The organism is Dactylosporangium siamense, from assembly GCF_016862795.1.
GTDB classification, from domain to species: domain Bacteria; phylum Actinomycetota; class Actinomycetes; order Mycobacteriales; family Micromonosporaceae; genus Dactylosporangium; species Dactylosporangium siamense.
On record NZ_BONQ01000164.1, the window covers coordinates 1 to 14,749 of the forward strand.

Below are 14,749 nucleotides of genomic sequence, written 5' to 3' on the forward strand. Positions count from 1 at the left end.
CGGCACGGCACGGGTCGGCACGGCACGGGTCGGCACGGCACGGGTCGGCACGGCACGGGTCGGCGCGGGTCGGCTCGGGTCGGCTCGGGTCGGGTCGGCTCGGGTCGGCTCGGGTCGGCTACACGTAGTACGCCAACCCCTGAGCGGCTGACTGTCCACTTCGGAACCGCAGGAACCGGAAGAACCGCAGGAACCGATCCGGTTGGGTCCCGTTGCCCGGCGGTGTGCCTGCGTCGCCGGGCAACGGCGGCGGCGCGCGTTTGGCGGAAAGGGCCGGGTGTTCGGTGGATCTCGGATCGGACCGGCGCGGCTACGGTCTGAGCCATGGGTGGCAAGCAGGTAGCGGTCAGTGATCTTCCGGCTGACTGGCCCCGGCGTTCCCGGTTCGCCGGCATCTCGTCGCGGGCGTACGAGCACCCGGCCGACCGTGCCGCGCTCGTCGCGATGCGGAAGGTGCCCGGCGCGGACGTCGCCGTCAAGAAGGTCCGCAGCGTGCTGTCCGACCGGATGCTGCGCATGGAGCAGCTCGGCTCCGCTGTGTGCACCAGTGAACGGCAGTTCTCGCGGGTCCATGCGATGCTGCGGGACGCCGCCGATGTGCTCGACCTCGACAGCGTGCCGGAGTTGTACATCCGGCAGCGTCCGGAGGTCAACGCGGCCGCCGTCGGCGTGGGCGAACCGTTCATCGTGCTCGACACCGGGCTCCTCGACGTGATGGAGCCGGACGAGCTGCGGTTCATCATCGGCCACGAGCTGGGCCACGTGATGAGCGGACACGTCCTGTACAAGACGATCGCCCGGTACCTGATCACGATCGGCACCATGGCGGCGGGTGTGCCGCTCAGCGGGCTCGCCATGCAGGCGATCCACGCCGCGCTGCTGGAATGGTCCCGCAAGGCCGAGCTGTCCAGCGACCGCGCCGGGCTGCTCGTGTCCCAGGACCCCGCGATCTGCCTGCGCGCGCTGATGAAGCTCGCCGGCGGCAGGTACGCCGGCGAGATGGACCTCGAGGAGTTCCTCCGCCAGGCCGACGAGTACAGCCAGATCACTGACGTCCGGGACCACGTCGCCAGGTACCTGGTGGCGCACGATCTGACGCATCCGATGACGGCGGTGCGGGCCGGTGAACTCAACCGGTGGGCGCTCGGACCGGACTACGCCATGCTGATCGCCGGGATCTTCCCGCTGCGCCGCCACGACTCGGCCACGTCGATGCGGCAGGAGGTCCGGGAGACCGCGAGCCACTACGGGGTGCGGCTCAAGGAGCAGACCGACCGGCTCGGCTCGTCGGTGCGCAGGCGGATCAGCGGCAACCGGCAGCTGGAGCTGGAGCAGGGCGACCCGGAGCCGAGCCCCGGAACCCCGGCGGGCGAGACGCCGTAGGCACCGTCGGCCGGGAAGCCGTACGCATCGGCGGTGCCCGATCGGGTGACGCCCGGAGACTCGCGAGGGATGACGGGGCCGGGGGTGGCGTTGGAGGATGGTCGGGACCGGTCGCGACGCGAGGTGGGGAACGAGTTGACGACGCTGTTGTTCGTGCACGGCACCGGTGTGCGGGAGCCCGCCTACGGGGTGACGTTCCGCCGGTTCGCCGAGCGGATCGCCCGGATCCGGCCGGACGCCGTCGTCGCCGAGTGCTACTGGGGTGAGCTGCACGGGTCGCGGCTGCACGCGGGTGGGGTGACCATCCCGGCCGGCACGTCCAGTCGCGGGCCGGACGGGCCCGGCGGCGCTGAGGACGAGGACGTCGAGGTCGCGCTGTGGGGCGTGCTGGAGCGGGACCCGCTGTTCGAGCTGCGGCTGGCGGCCACCGACAGCCAGAGCGCCGACGACGACGAGGAGCTGCCGCCCCACGCGCTGCCGGCGGGTCAGGTCTTCGCCGCCGCGGCGCTGCGGCTGCCGGCGAACCCGGCCGTCGCCGAAGCGGCCGCGGCGGCGCACCTCGACGATGTGCTGCTCGACGCGATCCAGTCCGTCGTGCGCTCCGACGAGGCCGGCGAGGCGCTGCGGCACGCCGACGCGCTCGGCGGTGAGCTGCGCGGGGCGCTCGCCCGGGCCGTCGTCGCGGAGTCGCTGCTGTGCGCGGACGAGGAGCTCGGCGGCACCGCGCCCGTCGACGGCCGGCGGCGGGACGCGCTGGTGACGGCGATCGTCGCCGGGCTCGGCGGCTCCGACCGGGGCGTCGGCGGGGCGCTCGGCCGGTTCGGCGCCAACCTGGCGTTGAAGCTCGGCGTGACCCGGCCCGTGGAGCGGCGGCGGGTCGCGATCACCGAGGCGTCGGCGCCGGCCGCCGGTGACGTGATGCTGTACCTCGCCCGGGGCGGCGGCATCCGCGACTTCATCGCCGAGCAGGTGGCGGCCGTCGAGTCCGGTCCCGTGGTCCTGGTCGCGCACAGTCTCGGCGGGATCGCCGGTCTGGAGCTGCTCATCAGCCAGTCGCTGCCGCAGGTGGAGCTGCTGGTGACGGTCGGCTCGCAGGCGCCGTACCTGTACGAGCTCAACGCGCTGCCGACGCTGCCGTACAACACCGGACTGCCGGGCTCCGTGCCGCGGTGGGTCAACGTCTACGACCGGCGGGACCTGCTGTCGTTCACGGGGGAAGGCGTGTTCCCCGGCCGGGTCGAGGACCGGGTGGTGGACAACCGCGCGCCGTTCCCCCGCTCGCACAGCGCCTACTTCACCGCGGACCCGTTCTACGCGGTGCTGGACGAGGTCCTGCCGTGACGTTGCCGGCACGGACCAGCGCGGTCGTCGTGGGCGTGGAGGAGTACGCGATCGGCAGCCGCTGGGGGCTGGACGGCCCGGCGTCCGACGCGTGCCGGTTCGTCGAGTGGCTGCTGGCGCGGGGCGTGCCGGCGGAGCGCATCACCGCGCTCGTCTCGCCGCTGCCGGGCAACGCCGACGCGGTCGCCCAGCGGCTCGCCGGGGTGTCACCCGGGAGCGGCTCGACGCGTGGATGCGGCCGGTCGCTGACCGAGGACGAGCAGGAGGAGCTGCAGGCCCTTGATCTGGAGCCGCTCCGAAGGGCTACAGACGGCCGCGGAGCGGGCCGCCGCGGTGATGCTCCAGGTGCTGCCGTATCTGGTCGAGCCCAACCCGGTCAGTGGGCGAGCTGGTCGGCGAGGTCGTCCAGGTCGCGGATCGGCACGTCGCCGGGCAGGCCCCGCAGTGCCGCGACCCGCATCCCGGCCGCGTGGCCGGCGTCGATGCCGGGCTGGGCGTCCTCCACCACGAGGCAGTCCTTCGGGTCGACGCCGAGCAGGGCCGCCCCGGCCAGGTAGGGCGCCGGGTCGGGTTTGCCCCGCGGGGTGTCCTCGACCGTGACGAGGTGGCCGGTTGGCAGGCCGGCGGCGGCGAGGCGGACCGTGGCGAGGCGGCGGTCGGCGCTGGTCACCACCGCCCACGGCAGTCCCAGCTCGTCCAGCGTCCGCAGCAGCCGCGCCGCGCCGGGGGTGGCGACGACGTCGGACAGGTCGTCGTACTGCAACTCGAGGTTGCGTTGTGCGGCCACGGCGACGGCGGCGTCGGACAGGTCCGGGCGGACCACGCGGATCGTCGTGGCGGCCGGGTTGCCGTGGAAGAGGGTGGCGTCGACCGAGACGCCGTGCTCGGCGGCCCAGCGGTGCCAGGCGCGCTCGACGGCGGCGTCGGAGTCGACGAGGGTGCCGTCCATGTCGAGCAGCACGGCCTTCACGGGGATCATGCCGGACTCTCCTCAGGTCGCCGGTAGCGGGCCTTCATGACCGCGAGGGTGATCAGGGCCGCGCCGGTCGCCGCGTTGGTGAGCACGATCGGCAGGTCGCCCTGACTGGCGCCATACACCACCCAGAGCAGGACGCCGGCGGCCAGGGCCAGCAGATACACCCACGAGATGTCGCCGACGGACCTGGTCCGCCACGACCGGACGAGTTGGGGGAGCCAGCATCCCGTCGTGAGGATTCCGGCCAGCACGCCGAGCACCGACATGGCCGCCTCCTTTAAACTCGTCCAGCGAGGATATTATACGCACATGGACCATCGCGCGGAGACGCAGCGGGCGCAGGGGGCGCTGGCGATGTTGCGGTGCGCGCACCGGTTCCCCGGGATCACCCGGGCCGAGGCGGCGGCGCGGCTGGGGCTCAGCAGCGGCTCGGCGGCCGACATCATGAGCCGGCTGCGGCAGGCGCGGCTGCTCGCGGAGGCGCCGGCCCCGCAGACCGGTGGCCGCGGCCGGCCGACGACGGCGCTGGTCCCCCACCCCGAGGGCCCGCTCGTCGCCGTGGTCGACATCAGCCACGCGACCTGGACGGTGACGACCGCGGCGATCGGTGGCACGCTCGCCCCAGCGGCCGCCCACCGGCACCTGGGGTTGCCCGCCGAGACGGTGCTGCCGTCGGTGCGCGACGCGCTCGCCGCCCTGCACGGCCCCCGCCTTCGCGCGGTCGCAGTGGCGATCCCCGGCACCGTGCACGGCCACACCCTGGTCGAGGCGACGAACCTGCGCTGGCGCGGGGTGGACCTGCGCGCCCTGACCGACCTGCCGCTCGCCGTCGGCAACGACGCGTCACTGGCCGGGGTCGCCGAGGCGCTGCGCGGGGCGGCCCGCGACGCGAGCGTGGCGCTGCACCTGACGGTCGAGGTCGGCGTCGGCGGGGTGCTCATCGTCGACGGCCGGCCCGTCCTCGGCGCGTCCGGCGCCGGCGGCGAGTTCGGCCACCTGCCGTTCGGCGATCCCGCCCGGCACTGCCCGTGCGGGGCGTGGGGCTGCTGGGATCTGGAGGTCGACGGCCGGGCGATGGCCCGGCACGCGGGCCGGCGCGCCCCGGCGGATCCCAGGGCGTATGCGGAGCGGACCATCGCCGCCGCCCGGTCCGGGGACCCGGACGCGGTCGCCGCCTGCCGGGCCACCGCGACGGCCCTCGGGCGCGGGATCGGGGCCCTGCTCAACGCCGTCGACCCGGCCGTGGTCACCCTCGGCGGCCTGGGCGCCGACCTGCTGTCCGTGGCCGCCCCGGCCCTGCACGCGGGGGTCCGCCGCGGCGCGATGGCGTGGCGGCGCGACGACCTGCCGCCGGTGCTGCCGGCCGCGCTCGGCTCCACCGGCCCGGCGATCGGCGCCGCGGAGAGCGCCATGGCCCTCGTCCTGACCGAGCAGACCGTCAAGGTCTGACGGGCCAGGCCGCCGAGCGCGACGCCGAGCGGCAGCCCCAGAGAACACACCGCCCTGAGGCGATCTCAGGGAAAGCCCTGACTCCTCGGCTGGCACCTCTGGTGCTAGCGTTTCACGTGTAAGAAAATTCTTACACGTGAAGGAGCATCATGACAGCGAGTCCGCCCACCGGCGACGACCTGGTCGAGATGCTGGCGGCCCTCTCCAACCCGCTGCGACTGCGCATCGTCGCGAAGCTTGCCGGCGGCCGTGACTACGTGAGCCGACTCGCCCGGGAGATCGGCGTCAGCCGTCCCCTGCTGCACATGCACCTCCAACGGCTCGAGGCCGCCGGCCTGATCGTCGGCAGCCTGGAGCTCTCCGAGGACGGCAAGGCGATGAAGTACTACGAAGTCGCGGACTTCGACCTGCACCTGACCGCCGCGACCCTCGCCGCGGCGGCCGAATCCCTCACGGACCCCGACCAGGGTCCCACCCGCAAGGAGCGGTCCTGATGTATCTGAGCGCGGAAGAAGTGATCACCTGGCCGGAGAGCGTGGCCTTCCTCGGGCTGCTGCTGGCCGTGCTGTTCCTGTTCGGCTTCAGCGTCGCCAGCTGGCTGGAGTACCGCAAACTCAAGGTCACCGGCATCCAGCAGGAGGACCTGCGCCAGCTGGTCAGCCGCTACGAGAAGCTGGCGGAGAGCTCGATGGACGCCCAGCAGCGCATCGCCACCGACGTGGCGGACCTGCGCACCCGCACCGCGTCGATCGAGACCATCCTGCGGACCGTCGAATGAGGCGCGCGGTCGCGGTCCTCGGGCTGTGGCTCGTCGCCGGGTTCCTGCTGCTCCCCCTGGCCGGGAAGCTCGACGAGGTCACCTCGACCGACCCGGCGCTGGTCCTGCCCAAGAGCGCCGAGGTGACCCGGGAGCTGCTGCGGGAGCGCGAGGCGTTCCCCGGCACGGACGCGCCGGAGGCGGTGGTCGTCTACGTCCGCGACGGCGGGATCACCGACGCCGACCGGGCCGCGGTGGAGGCCGACCGGGCCGCGTTCGAGGCGGCCGGGCACGTGGTCGGGCCGATGACGGCGAGCCGGGACGGGCAGGCGCTGCTGCTGTCGTTCCCGGTCCCCGGCAAGGAGTCCGTGCCGCAGGTCAAGGCGGTGCTCGCGGACTCGCCGGCCGGGCTGCGCACCGCGGTCACCGGCGAGGCCGGCGCGCTGGCCGACATGGACGAGATCGGTGAGGGCGTCGACACCACGCTGTTCCTGGCGGCGGCCGGGATCGTGGCGGTGCTGTTGCTGCTGACGTACCGCAGCCCGGTGCTGTGGATCATCCCGCTGCTGTCGGCGGTCGCGGCCAGCCAGTTCACCACCGCCATCGTCTACCTCATGGGCCGGCACCTGGACGTGACGGTGACCCCGGACATCACGACGATGATGACGGTGCTGGTCTTCGGCGCCGGCACCGACTACGCGCTGCTGCTCATCGCCCGCTACCGGGAGGAGCTGCACCGCCACGAGGACCGCACGGCGGCGATGGCGGTCGCGGTGCGCAGGTCGTTCCCAGCGATCCTGGCCTCGGCGGCGACGGTGACGATCGGGGTGCTGTGCCTGCTGGCCGCGCAGATGAACGACATGCGCGGCTTCGGCCCGATCGCCGCGAGCGGCATCATCGTGTCCCTCGCGGTGATGACGACGCTGCTGCCGGCGCTGCTGGTGCTGCTGGGCCGCTGGGTGTTCTGGCCGTTCGTGCCCCGCTTCGGCGCCGCCGTGGTGGCCCGCCGCACCGGCTGGCACCGGGTCGCGGACCTCGTCGGCCGCCGCCCGCGGATGCTGTGGACCGCCACCGCGGTCGTGCTCGTCCTGCTCGGGCTGGGCGTGTCCGGGCTGCGGCTGGGGCAGAGCACGGCGCAGATGTACACCGACGAGGTCGGCTCCGTCGTCGGCCAGCAGCTCATCGAGCGGCACTACTCCGGCGGCGCCTCGTCCCCGGCGGTCATCGTCGCGGCGGCGGACGGCGTGGACGGCGTGGTGGCGGCGGCGAAGGGCGTCGACGGGGTGGCGGACGCGACCGCGACGGGCCGCTCCGCGGACGGCCGCTGGGTGCGCATCGCCGCGACGCTCACCGACCCGCCGGACTCCGACGCGGCGGAGGCGACCATCGACCGGCTGCGGGCGGCGGTGCACGCGGTCCCCGGCGCGGACGCTCTCGTGGGCGGCCAGACCGCGACCCTCGTCGACGTCGGCCGGGCCTCGGAGCGCGACAACCTGGTCGTCATGCCGCTCATCCTGCTGGTGGTGTTCGTCGTGCTGGTCCTGCTGCTGCGGGCCCTGGTGGCACCGCTGCTGCTGGCCGCCAGCGTGGCGGTCTCCTACGTCGCGGCGATGGGCCTGTCCGGCCTGATCTTCACCGCGATCGGGCATCCGCACATCGTGCAGGGGATGCCGCTGTACGCCTGGCTGTTCCTGGTCACCCTCGGCGTCGACTACACGATCTTCCTGATGACCCGGGCGCGGGAGGAGGTGGCGACCCGCGGCAACCGCGACGGGATGCTCACCGCGCTCACCACCACCGGCGGCGTGATCACCAGCGCCGGTCTGGTCCTGGCGGGGACGTTCGGCGTGCTGGTGGTCCTGCCGTTCGTCGCGGCGATCCAGATGGGCGTGATCGTCGCGGTCGGGGTGCTGCTGGACACGTTCGTCGTGCGGACGCTGCTGGTGCCGGCCCTGGCGATCGACGTCGGACCGCGGCTGTGGTGGCCGGGCCGGCCGATCCCCCAGCCGGCCGCGCCACCACCCACCCGGGTGACGGCCGACCTGGCCGGCTGAGGACCGTGTCGCGGTGCCGGACCCCCGGTGCCGCGACGCGGCCGTTGCCCCACCCGACTGTTGCGCCACCCGACCGTTGCGCCACCCGACCGCTGCGCCACCCGACCGCTGCGCCACCCGACCGCTGCGCCACCCGACCGCTGCGCTATCCGACTGCCAGGAACGGCAGACCGGCGTAGCCCAGCGCCTCGAGGTACAGGTCCTCGGCCGACCCGAGCTCCGGCAGCTGCCCGTTGAGCTCCAGGTTCACCATCCCGTGCGAGACCGCCCACAGGTGCAGCGCGACGCGTCGCGGGTCGCCGCCGCCGAACACGCCGGCGGCCTGGCAGCGCGCGACCGCGTCGACGAGCGGCTGATACGTGGCGTCCGCCGCCTCCCGGTCCGCGCCCGACGGCTGGAACTGCGGGACGGTCCGGCCGAACATCAGCCCGTAGAGATGCGGGCTGGACAGGGCCGCCCGCCGGTACGCCAGGCCCAGCTCGATCAGGTCGGCGAGGGGCTCCGCGGTCGCCGGCACGGCGGCGAGGGCGGCGCCGAGGCGGCGGAACCCCTCCCGGTGCATGGCCGCGAGCAGGCCCTCCTTGTCGCCGAAGAGCGTGTAGACCGGCATCGTCGAGACCCCCGCGGCGGCGGCGACCTTGCGCAGCGACAGCCCGGCCGGCCCGTGCTCGACCAGCAGCCGGGCCGCCTCGTCGACCAGCCGGGCCTCATTGACGTGCGCCATGGCGCCGACTATAACAATGTTATGAGCAATAACAGTGTTATTGGCGTGCTGATCCCCCTGCACGCGGGCGGCGCCACCGTCGCCCTGCTCCTGGGCGCCTGGAACCTGCGCCGCAACCCCAAGGGCGACCGCCCGCACCGGCTCGTCGGCCAGGTCTGGGTCGTCGCCATGTACTGGACGATCATCAGCTCCTTCTTCATCAAGGAGCTGCGGCCCGGCCACTTCAGCTGGATCCACGGCCTGTCGATCTTCACGTTCGTGACGCTGTCGATCGGTCTGTGGGCCGCCGTCACCCACCGGGCCCAGCTGCACCGGCGCTTCATGACCGGCTCCTACTTCGGCCTGCTCGGCGCGTTCGTGGGCGCCGTCGCGGTCCCGGTCCGCCACATCCCGCAGTGGCTGGTGCACGAGCCACTGCGGCTCGCCCTCGGCGCCGCCGCCTGCCTGCTCGTCGCGGCCGCCGTCGTCACGCTCAGCCGCCGCCGCGCGGCGGGAAAACCCCCGACCCCCACGAAGACCCGGGACGTGGCGGGAAAACCCCCGACCCCCACGAAGACCCGGGACGTGGCGGGAAAACCGCCGGCCCCCGCGAAGACCTGACACCCGGCGGGAACCCCGCCGGCCGCGAAGACACGGCACACACAAGGCACCACGCAACGTCGCGACGCCGCTACGATGGCGCCCGTGCGGAAGTGGGGCATTGCATTGACGATCGCCGCGGTCTGCGTGGCCGGCGTGCTCATCGCCGTGAACCGGGTGACGGCCGCTCTCGACGGCGACGAGCAGGACTGCCTGCGCCAGTTGCAACTGGACGAGGCCGCGGTGCGCACCGGTCGCGACTGGACCTCCGAGGACATCCCCGGCGTCGGGGACTACGTCGACATCCACTGGCAGGCCGAGGCGCTCGGCAACCCGTGCTCGCCGGCGCCCGGCCCGACCGACTGGGTGTATGAGGGCGTCCTGCGGCTGCGGGACACCGACACCCCCGCCTTCGCCGCCTGGCCGGCCGCCCCGCCCGGCCTGCCACCCGTCCGGGACGCGCTGCAGGCGTTCGTCCCCGCCGGCGTGAAGTGGCGGCACGACGGGCAGTTCCCGCAACGCGTCCAGAAACACAACGTCGACCTGTACGTCGACCCCGACCTCGCCGTGGCCTGGTTCACCATCAGGGACTGAGGCGGCCGGAGGCCCCGCCGGGCAGCACACCGGCGCCGCACGGCCTAGGTTGGATCACATGACCGAGACGATGCTGCACGTCAACGGGGTCGAGCTGTGTGTCGAGACGTTCGGTGACCCGGCCGGCCCGGCGGTCCTGCTCATCGACGGCGCCGCCGCGTCGATGCTCTGGTGGGACGCCGGCCTCTGCCGCCAGATCGCGGCCGGCGGCCGGTTCGTGATCCGCTACGACCAGCGCGACACCGGCCGCTCCACCGCCTACCCGCCCGGCAGGCCCGGCTACTCCAACGGCGACCTGGCCCGCGACGCGGTCGGCATCCTCGACGCGCTCGACATCCAGCAGGCCCACGTCGTGTGCCGGTCGATGTCCGGCGGGCTCGGCCTCATCCTCGGCGTCGATCACCCGGCGCGGGTGGCGACACTCACCTTCGTGAGCACCTCGACCGGCGGCGACGGGCTGCCACCGTCCACAGTGGAGCATCTGGAGCCGACCGGTGACGCGGTCGCCGACACCGTCGCGGCGGTGCGTGCCTACGCCGGCGGTTCCCCGTATTTCGACGAGGCCGCCACCCGGGACCTGGCGCAACGCGACGCGGACCGGGCCCGGGACATCACCACCGCGGCGAACCACTACGCGATGCGGTTCGACCCGCCGGTCAACGGGGACTTCGCGGACCTGAAGGTGCCGGCGCTGGTCGTGCACGGGGATCTGGATCCGCTCCTGCCACTGCCGCACGGGCAGGCGGTCCGCGACGCGATCCCCGGGGCCCGGCTGGTGGTGCTGCCCGGCGCCGGGCACGACCTGCCGCCGCAGCTGTGGGACACGTTCACCACCGAACTGCTGCGACACACCGGGAACCGGCCCGCCGCCACCGGCGTCTGACCAATCATGACGGACGATGGACGCAGGCGCTGGCCGGTGGTGGCCGCGGCGGGGATCGGCACGTTGGCAGCGTTGGTGGCGGTGGTGCTGGTGGTGAACCGCCCGGCGGACACCCCCGAAGAGGCGCCACCACCGGTCGCGACCGGCGCGGTGGACCAGGCGGCGCTGGTCGTCGACGACGGTGACACGGTCGAGGCGAGCGGCCAGGTCCTCGTCACCCCCGGCAAACCGGCCCGGTTCTGCGCGCCAGCCCCGGTCCCGGCGATCGGCCGCCCGCCCGGCGAGAAGCCGACCTGCGCGGTCGGCGTGGACGTCACCGGCGTCGACCCGGCGAAGCTGACCGAGGCGAGCGTCGTCAACGGCGTCACCGTCGGACGGGCGAAGCTCACCGGTGTGTGGAACGCCGGCACGCTGCGGGTGACCAAGCAGAGCGCCCCGGCCAACCGGGCCGAGCCGATGCTGGCGGACGAAGGGGTGCCGTGCCCGGCACCACAAGGCGGCTGGAAACGCGACGGCGGTGACCCCGACCGCAACACCCTGCACCGGTACATCTACGACCAGCACCCGGACCGGTTCCGCCCGATGCGGGTCGGCTGGCCCGAGGGTTTCCCGACCGGCGCCACCGACGGCCCGCAGCCGCCGCAGGTGCTGGTGGTCGAGGTGGTCTCCGGCGACGCCGCCGCGGAGGACCGGCAGCTGCGCAAGCTGTTCGACGGCAACCTGTGCGTGATCGCCGCGCCCGGCAAGCCCAGCATCGCCCGCCAGCAGCAGTTGCGCGACCAGGTGAGCGCCGGCATCACCCCGCTGATGAACGACCCCGCCAACGGCGTCTACACCATGAGCGGCGACGACCTGTTCACCGTCGAGTTCGTGGTGCTCACCCCCGCGCTGTACGAGAAGTTCCGCGCCATCGGCCTGGACCTGCTGCACCTGGAGCCGTGGCTGCGGCCTACCGTGGAGCGATGAGCGACAGCAGCCTCGAGATCCTCGGCCGGCGCAAGCAGGCCAGTTTCACCACGTTTCGCAAGGACGGCCGGCCCGTCGCGACCGCCGTGTGGCTCGCGATCGACGACGGGCAGGTCGTGATCGTCACCGAGCCCGGCTCCGGGAAGGTGAAACGCCTGCGCAACAGCGGCCGGGTGCTGCTCGCCCCGAGCGACATCCGCGGGCGGGTGCCGGCCGGGGCACCGTCGTTCGAGGGGACCGCCCGCCTCGTCGAGGACCCCGAGGGCATCGCCCGGATCCGCGCGGCGATCGCCCGCCGATACGTGTCGGCCCGCATCGGGTACCTGATCAACCGGCTGCTGCGCCGCCCCCAGGAGAGCATCGGCGTCATCGTCACCCTGTAGGACGGCACTCAGCGCAGCGTGGACGGGGGGCCGAAGCGGACCGGGACGCCGGGTGAGAACAGCACGCTTGCCGGTGGCCCGGCCGGGGCCGGCAGGCCCGCCGCAGTGACCAGGGTGTCGTCGAGGTCGAGCAGCTCGGCGCGGTGCAGCGGCCACCGCGGGTGCTCGTTCGGCAGGTGCAGGGTGCGGCCCCACGCGCGGGTGTGCAGCCCCCAGCGGGCGGTGACGAAGTGCTCGATCGGGGTCGGCTCGGCGATCGGCGGGCCGACCCGCACGGCCATGGCGTTCACCGCCGGGCGGGGACCCGGCCAGCGACGGCGGCTGGTGTACCGCACCACGTCGCCGTCCTTCTCCAGCCGCATCCGCGCCCACTTGTACGGCAGCCGCAGCGACGCGTGCGCGGTGAGCACCGGCACCAGCCGTTCGGCCTCCAGCGACAGGAACACCACGGCGCGGCGGCCGGCGGGGTCGACGCTGTACAGCCGCACGTTGGTCTCGCAGAACGTGCCGAGGTACGGCAGGCCCGGGCCGTTGAACAGGCCGAGGCGCACCATCCGGAACCCGATCAGGCCCACGTAGGTGACCCCGTCGAGGGTGTCGGGGACGGTGCCGGCCGGCAGGAACGGCGCGACGGCCTGCGGCGGCACCGCCCAGTGCAGGAACGCCAGGTCGTGCCAGCGTTGCACGAGCACCGAGCGGCGCACCGGCCGCGGCGACTCCGGGGTGACGTCCTCGACCCGCATGGCACCATGATGCGGCACGGACCCCGGTGGGCCCGTGCCGCACCGGTGCCGCATCGGTGCCGCTCAGTCCAGCCGGATCACGGTGCGGGTCCAGCGCAGGCCGTCGGCCGACCGGTACAGCGCGCCCGCGTCGAACGCCAGATACGCTCCCGCCGCGGCGACGACGACCCGCACGTTGCTCTGTTGCAGCAGCTCCGCGCCCAGGCCGGGTTGGCTCGCCGGATGGTAGCTGTTGCCCCCGTCGCTGCTGGTGTACCAGCGGTCCGGCGGGTCGTCGGTGCCCAGCACGACGTGACTGCCGTCGGCGGCGACGTAGGAGTCCCCGCCGATGTAGTACCGCCGCGGCAGCGTCTGGGTGGGGTGCACCCGCTGCCAGGTATTCCCGGCGTCGCCGGTGCGGAAGACCAGCGCCTGGACCCCGGCCGTCGCGGCGCCCTTCGGGTCCGCCGCCGTCATGATCGTGTAGCCGTTGACGCCGTCGGTGCTGGCCGCCCCCATGAACCTGAGCATGTCCAGGTCCGCGTCGCCGGTCTCGGTGGCGGTGAACACGTGTGTCGACCAGGTGCGGCCGCGGTCGCGGCTGACGGCCACCGCCGGCCGTTGCCCGCCACGGTCCCGACCGGTGACCCAGAACCCACCCGCGACGGGCACGTCGACCGGCTCGTCGAGGAACAGGTCGGGCGGCCCGGCCAGCGGCGCCGAGCGGGCGTTGACCGGGTCGACCGCGATCAGGGTGCAGGGATCGTTGATGCCCCGCGGGGAGGCGCACTGCAGCCAGCCGCCGGCGGCGACCTCCGCCACCGCGCCCCCGCCCGCGCGGACCTCGGCCCAGCTGCGGCCGCCGTCCCGGCTGACCCACGGCACGTGCAGCGGCAACGGGCCTTCGGTGCCCGTCTCCACCATCCGCAGCAGCGATCCGGGGGCGGGCGCGGACAGGTCACCGGTGAGGTTGCGCGTCCGCACCGTCCAGCTGCGCCCGCCGTCGTCGGAGCCGACCAGGTCGAGCGTGCAGCCGCCGCCGCAGTTGCCGACCTCGGCGTACAGGTGCTCGGCGTCCGCGGCCGCGACCGCGAAGATCCGGCCGTCGCCGCGTGGGGCCTGCATCGGCGTCGCCGGTGGCAGTCCGAGCGCACCCGCGGCGAGGCTGACGGCGAGCGCGCCGGCCACGACCCCGCCGCCCACCCACGCCGCCACGCGCCGGTGCCGCCGCCGGAACGCCGCGGCGTACACCGCGTCGGCGGACAGCCGGCTGGGTGGCGCGGCGGCGGCGATCTCGTCCAACTGTTCCCGCATCTGGTTCATCGCAGCCCCTCCATCATCGTCAGCTCGCCGTCGGCCTCGAGCAGCTCCCGCAGCTTCGCCAGCCCACGCGCGGTCTGGCTCTTCACCGTCCCCTGCGAACACCCCAGCGCCGCCGCGGTCGCCGCGACGTCCAGGTCCTGGTAGTACCGGCACACCAGCGCCGCGCGCTGCCGCGGTGGCAGCCGGCGCAACGCGGCCGCGAACGCCATCCGCCGCGGCGCCCCCTCGGACGCGCCCGGGTGGCCGAACACGTCGGGTGGCTCCGCGACGCTGCGTTCCCGCCGCCGCCACACCCGGCGCACGTCGGCGAGGTATGCCCGCACCAGGCAGGTCCGCACGTACCCGTCCAGGGCCTCCCGGTCCCGGACCTTCCGCCAGCTCACCGCGAGGCGCATGAACGCCGTCTGGGCCAGGTCGTCGGCCCAGTGCCAGTCGCCGCACAGCAGGTACGCGGTCCGGCGCACCGCGTCCCGGCGCGCCGTGAAGTACTCGCGGAACTGGCGCTGCTCTTCGGTCTCTCCGCTCGGCATCGCACCTCCTCGCCCACTAGGTGCGCGCCGGCGGCCCGTTCGGTTGCACGGCAGCCTGCATAATAGAGAGCCTTCACTGGATCGG

17 protein-coding genes are annotated in these 14,749 nt (G+C 73.9%); 11 read left to right on the forward strand and 6 right to left on the reverse strand.

Features of this window, described 5'->3' with window-relative positions:
* Nucleotides 1–324: 324 nt before the first annotated feature.
* Together Dsi01nite_RS49410 and Dsi01nite_RS49415 are read left to right on the forward strand one after the other, a co-directional pair.
* Entirely contained in the window at nucleotides 325–1,383 is a 1,059-nt protein-coding gene (locus Dsi01nite_RS49410) for a M48 family metallopeptidase (RefSeq protein ID WP_203853445.1), read from the forward strand.
* Between the two features lie 135 nt (nucleotides 1,384–1,518).
* The gene (locus Dsi01nite_RS49415; protein ID WP_203853446.1) at nucleotides 1,519–2,724 is read left to right on the forward strand and encodes an alpha/beta fold hydrolase; all 1,206 of its coding nucleotides are present in this window, start codon (nucleotides 1,519–1,521) and stop codon (nucleotides 2,722–2,724) included.
* Nucleotides 2,725–3,100: 376 nt separating this feature from the next.
* Here Dsi01nite_RS49415 and Dsi01nite_RS49420 read toward each other — a convergent pair whose 3' ends face one another.
* Entirely contained in the window at nucleotides 3,101–3,703 is a 603-nt protein-coding gene (locus Dsi01nite_RS49420) for an HAD-IA family hydrolase (protein WP_203853447.1), read from the reverse strand.
* Complete coding sequence (locus Dsi01nite_RS49425; protein ID WP_203853448.1) at nucleotides 3,700–3,966, reverse strand: SemiSWEET family sugar transporter; 267 nt, start codon at nucleotides 3,964–3,966, stop codon at nucleotides 3,700–3,702. The genes Dsi01nite_RS49420 and Dsi01nite_RS49425 overlap by 4 nt, the downstream gene beginning before the upstream one ends.
* Nucleotides 3,967–4,009: 43 nt before the next feature.
* Between Dsi01nite_RS49425 and Dsi01nite_RS49430 the strand changes: the two genes are divergently transcribed.
* From Dsi01nite_RS49430 to Dsi01nite_RS49445, 4 genes are all read left to right on the forward strand, one after another.
* On the forward strand, nucleotides 4,010–5,149 hold the full coding sequence (locus tag Dsi01nite_RS49430) for an ROK family protein (RefSeq protein WP_239136930.1): 1,140 nt from the start codon (nucleotides 4,010–4,012) through the stop codon (nucleotides 5,147–5,149).
* A 149-nt stretch (nucleotides 5,150–5,298) separates the two neighbouring features.
* Nucleotides 5,299–5,643: an ArsR/SmtB family transcription factor gene (locus Dsi01nite_RS49435; protein ID WP_203853449.1), complete on the forward strand. Its 345-nt coding sequence runs from the start codon at nucleotides 5,299–5,301 to the stop codon at nucleotides 5,641–5,643.
* Nucleotides 5,643–5,927, forward strand: a complete 285-nt coding sequence (locus tag Dsi01nite_RS49440) for a hypothetical protein (RefSeq protein WP_239136932.1) — start codon at nucleotides 5,643–5,645, stop codon at nucleotides 5,925–5,927. The genes Dsi01nite_RS49435 and Dsi01nite_RS49440 overlap by 1 nt, the downstream gene beginning before the upstream one ends.
* Nucleotides 5,924–7,960: an MMPL family transporter gene (locus tag Dsi01nite_RS49445; RefSeq protein WP_203853450.1), complete on the forward strand. Its 2,037-nt coding sequence runs from the start codon at nucleotides 5,924–5,926 to the stop codon at nucleotides 7,958–7,960. The genes Dsi01nite_RS49440 and Dsi01nite_RS49445 overlap by 4 nt, the downstream gene beginning before the upstream one ends.
* Nucleotides 7,961–8,105: 145 nt before the next feature.
* On the opposite strand, the gene Dsi01nite_RS49450 is transcribed toward Dsi01nite_RS49445, so the two are convergent.
* Nucleotides 8,106–8,684 (reverse strand): TetR/AcrR family transcriptional regulator, encoded by a 579-nt coding sequence (locus Dsi01nite_RS49450; protein WP_203853451.1) that lies wholly within the window; start codon nucleotides 8,682–8,684, stop codon nucleotides 8,106–8,108.
* 45 nt (nucleotides 8,685–8,729) lie between these two features.
* Here Dsi01nite_RS49450 and Dsi01nite_RS49455 point away from each other — a divergent pair, with 45 nt between their 5' ends.
* The 5 genes from Dsi01nite_RS49455 (at nucleotide 8,730) to Dsi01nite_RS49475 (ending at nucleotide 12,089) form a co-directional block, all read left to right on the forward strand.
* A complete protein-coding gene (locus tag Dsi01nite_RS49455; protein WP_203853452.1) occupies nucleotides 8,730–9,284 on the forward strand; it encodes a DUF2306 domain-containing protein in 555 nt (184 codons plus the stop codon).
* An 84-nt stretch (nucleotides 9,285–9,368) separates the two neighbouring features.
* On the forward strand, nucleotides 9,369–9,857 hold the full coding sequence (locus tag Dsi01nite_RS49460) for a hypothetical protein (protein ID WP_203853453.1): 489 nt from the start codon (nucleotides 9,369–9,371) through the stop codon (nucleotides 9,855–9,857).
* A gap of 58 nt (nucleotides 9,858–9,915) precedes the next feature.
* Nucleotides 9,916–10,740 carry an alpha/beta fold hydrolase gene (locus Dsi01nite_RS49465; RefSeq protein ID WP_203853454.1) on the forward strand — a complete coding sequence of 275 codons (825 nt, stop codon included), beginning with the start codon at nucleotides 9,916–9,918 and terminating at the stop codon, nucleotides 10,738–10,740.
* Nucleotides 10,741–10,746: 6 nt separating this feature from the next.
* The gene (locus tag Dsi01nite_RS49470) at nucleotides 10,747–11,706 is read left to right on the forward strand and encodes a hypothetical protein (RefSeq protein ID WP_203853455.1); all 960 of its coding nucleotides are present in this window, start codon (nucleotides 10,747–10,749) and stop codon (nucleotides 11,704–11,706) included.
* The gene (locus Dsi01nite_RS49475; protein ID WP_203853456.1) at nucleotides 11,703–12,089 is read left to right on the forward strand and encodes a PPOX class F420-dependent oxidoreductase; all 387 of its coding nucleotides are present in this window, start codon (nucleotides 11,703–11,705) and stop codon (nucleotides 12,087–12,089) included. Before Dsi01nite_RS49470 ends, Dsi01nite_RS49475 begins: the two co-directional genes overlap by 4 nt.
* Before the next feature lie 8 nt (nucleotides 12,090–12,097).
* On the opposite strand, the gene Dsi01nite_RS49480 is transcribed toward Dsi01nite_RS49475, so the two are convergent.
* The 3 genes from Dsi01nite_RS49480 to Dsi01nite_RS49490 all read right to left on the reverse strand — a co-directional run bounded on the left by Dsi01nite_RS49480 (nucleotide 12,098) and on the right by Dsi01nite_RS49490 (nucleotide 14,664).
* Nucleotides 12,098–12,832 carry a YqjF family protein gene (locus Dsi01nite_RS49480; protein WP_203853457.1) on the reverse strand — a complete coding sequence of 245 codons (735 nt, stop codon included), beginning with the start codon at nucleotides 12,830–12,832 and terminating at the stop codon, nucleotides 12,098–12,100.
* A 63-nt stretch (nucleotides 12,833–12,895) separates the two neighbouring features.
* Nucleotides 12,896–14,125, reverse strand: a complete 1,230-nt coding sequence (locus tag Dsi01nite_RS49485) for a sialidase family protein (RefSeq protein WP_203853458.1) — start codon at nucleotides 14,123–14,125, stop codon at nucleotides 12,896–12,898.
* Between the two features lie 5 nt (nucleotides 14,126–14,130).
* Nucleotides 14,131–14,664 carry a SigE family RNA polymerase sigma factor gene (locus Dsi01nite_RS49490; RefSeq protein ID WP_203853459.1) on the reverse strand — a complete coding sequence of 178 codons (534 nt, stop codon included), beginning with the start codon at nucleotides 14,662–14,664 and terminating at the stop codon, nucleotides 14,131–14,133.
* Nucleotides 14,665–14,749: the final 85 nt, after the last annotated feature.